This is a genomic window from Actinomadura sp. NPDC048032 (genome assembly GCF_040653175.1).
GTDB lineage: Bacteria > Actinomycetota > Actinomycetes > Streptosporangiales > Streptosporangiaceae > Spirillospora > Spirillospora verrucosospora.
Genome location: NZ_JBEZJP010000710.1, coordinates 1 through 2312, shown reverse-complemented (window position 1 = coordinate 2312; position 2312 = coordinate 1). Strand labels below are relative to the sequence as shown.

The following is a 2312-nucleotide window of genomic DNA, read 5'->3' as shown; positions in this document are numbered from 1 at the left end:
GCCACGCGTTCCTCAACGCCTACGCCGTCCGCATCGGGGAGCGGCTGCGGGGAGCGGCGGACAGGGCGGCCGCGGGCGCCGTCGAGCAGACCTACGCCGCCGAGCTGCTCGCCGGCGGCGCCGGGGGGGTCGGCTACCTGCTCAAGGACCGGGTCGGCCGCGTCGACGAGTTCCTCGACGCCCTCGACCGCGTCGCCGCCGGCGGCACCGCCCTCGACCCCGAGGTCGTGTCCCAGCTGATGACGTCCCGGCACGACCCCCTCCAGGAGCTCACACCGCGCGAGCGCGAGGTTCTCGGGCTGATGGCGCAGGGCCTCGACAACGCCACGATCGCCGCGACCCTCGTCATCACCGAGCGGTCGGTGAGCAAGCACATCGGCGCCGTGTTCGCCAAGCTCGGCCTGCCGCCCACCGACGGCGGGCACCGCCGCGTGCTCGCCGTCCTGGCCTACCTGAACTCGTGAGGCTGCGCCGGGCCGCCCGCGCCCTCCTGCTGGACGGCGACGCGCTCGTCCTGCTGCGCCGCACCGTGCCCGGCCGCCCCGTCTACTGGACGACCCCGGGCGGCGGGATCGAGCCGGCCGACGCCTCGCCCGAGGCCGCCCTGCGCCGCGAGCTGGACGAGGAACTCGGCGCGACCGCCGGACCCGTCCGGCAGGTCTTCGCGTGCGCGGAGCAGGCGCCCGAGCTGCACCGCCTCACCGCCTTCTACGTCTGCCGCCTGGTGACGATGGACCTCTCGCGCCGGCACGGCCCCGAGTTCGACGACCCCTCGAAGGGCCGCTACGACGTCGACCTCGTCCCGTGCACGCCCGCCGGCCTCGGGCACCTGAACCTCGTCCCCGAGGCGCTCACCGCCTACCTGCGCCACCACGCCGGAGACCTCCCCGGGCTCGTTCCCTAGCGGGGCCGGGCGGCCAGCGCGATCAGGTCGGCCAGCTCCGGGAGCGGGAACGGAGTGTCGTGCAGGCGGCTCGTCGCGATCCGCAGGTGCGGGCCGGACGGGACGATCTGGTAGCGGCTGCCGGGCGCCGCGGCGACGCCGTGCGCGGCCAGCGTGACCAGGGCGCCGGACTCGTCGGCGACCGGGACCCACAGCATCAGGCCGTCGCGGTTGCCCGTCGGCACGCCCCGCTCGGCGAGCGCGGCGGCCAGCCCGTCGCGGCGCTCGGCGTAGGCCAGGCGCGCCCGTGCCACGATCTCGTCGGCGGCGGGGTCGGTCAGCAGGTGCGCGAGGGCGTCCTGGAGGACGCGGCTCGTCCAGCCGGTGCCGAAGCTGCGCAGGACCCGGACCCGCTCCACCGGTTCGGCCGCGCCGCCGATCACGGCGATGCGCAGGTCGGGGCCGTGCGACTTGGAGTAGGAGCGCACGAGGACGGTGCGGTCCGGCAGGTGGGTCCCGACGCTGACGGCCGGTGAAGCGGTCGGTGAAGGCGCCGACGCCCCCGCCGGGCGACCGCCGGCGCGGCGGCGTGGGGACCGGTGCGGCGCCGGGTGCCGGGCGGCGCCGGATCCCTCTCACCGGGACCGGCCTTCCCCGGCAAAGTTAGAACACGTTACATTCGGAGGCGAATCGCGTTCTAGAAGGAGACCGCATGGGTACCCCGGTGATCGTCGAGGCGGTGCGCACGCCGCTCGGCAAGCGTGGCGGATGGCTCGCGGGCCTGAAGCCGATGGCCGTCCTCGCGCACGCCCTGAACGCCGCCGTCGAGCGCTCCGGCATCGACGCCGCCGAGGTGGAGCAGGTCTTCGCGGGCTGCGTCACGCAGGCCGGCGAGCAGGGCGGGCACGTCGGCCGCTACTCCTGGCTGTACGCCGGCCTTCCGTGGCAGGCGGGCGTCACCACCATCGACGCCCAGTGCGGCTCCTCCCAGCAGGGCGTCCACCTGGCGGCGTCCCAGATCGCCGCCGGGGTCGTGGACGTCGCGATCGGCTGCGGCGTCGAGGTGATGAGCCGCGCCCCGCTCGGCAGCAACGTCATGCCGGCCAACCCGCGGCCCGACGACTGGTCGCTCGACATGCCGAACCAGTTCGAGGCCGCCGAGCGGATCGCCGCCCGCCGCGGCATCACCCGCGCCGACCTCGACGCGTTCGGCGCCCGCTCCCAGCAGCTGGCCGCCAAGGCGTGGGCGGACGGCCGCTTCGACCGCGAGATCGCCCCGATCACCGCGCCCGTCCTGGACGCCGAGGGCGGCGTCACCGGCGAGACGCGCGAGGTCACCCGCGACCAGGGCCTGCGCGAGACGACCGCCGACGGGCTCGCCGGGCTCAAGCCGGTCCTCGGTCCCGAGGGCCTGCACACGGCGGGCACC

Annotated in this window: 2 protein-coding genes and 2 pseudogenes; 3 read left to right on the top strand and 1 reads right to left on the bottom strand. The window is 76.0% G+C overall.

The genetic code is table 11. The features are described 5' to 3' along the window. Both AB0C69_RS41365 and AB0C69_RS41360 read left to right on the top strand, forming a co-directional pair. Positions 1 to 464: LuxR C-terminal-related transcriptional regulator (locus AB0C69_RS41365; RefSeq protein ID WP_360362195.1), on the top strand; the 464-nt coding region annotated here is incomplete at its 5' end. Beyond that, positions 461 to 904, top strand: a complete 444-nt coding sequence (locus AB0C69_RS41360; RefSeq protein WP_360362192.1) for an NUDIX hydrolase — start codon at positions 461 to 463, stop codon at positions 902 to 904. The genes AB0C69_RS41365 and AB0C69_RS41360, both read left to right, overlap by 4 nt. Here AB0C69_RS41360 and AB0C69_RS41355 read toward each other — a convergent pair. Then, positions 901 to 1395 (bottom strand): annotated as a pseudogene (locus AB0C69_RS41355) (aminotransferase class I/II-fold pyridoxal phosphate-dependent enzyme); the annotation flags it as partial. The gene AB0C69_RS41360 and the pseudogene AB0C69_RS41355 overlap by 4 nt on opposite strands. Before the next feature lie 200 nt (positions 1396 to 1595). Between AB0C69_RS41355 and AB0C69_RS41350 the strand changes: the two are divergent. After that, a pseudogene (locus AB0C69_RS41350) lies at positions 1596 to 2312 on the top strand (steroid 3-ketoacyl-CoA thiolase); the annotation flags it as partial.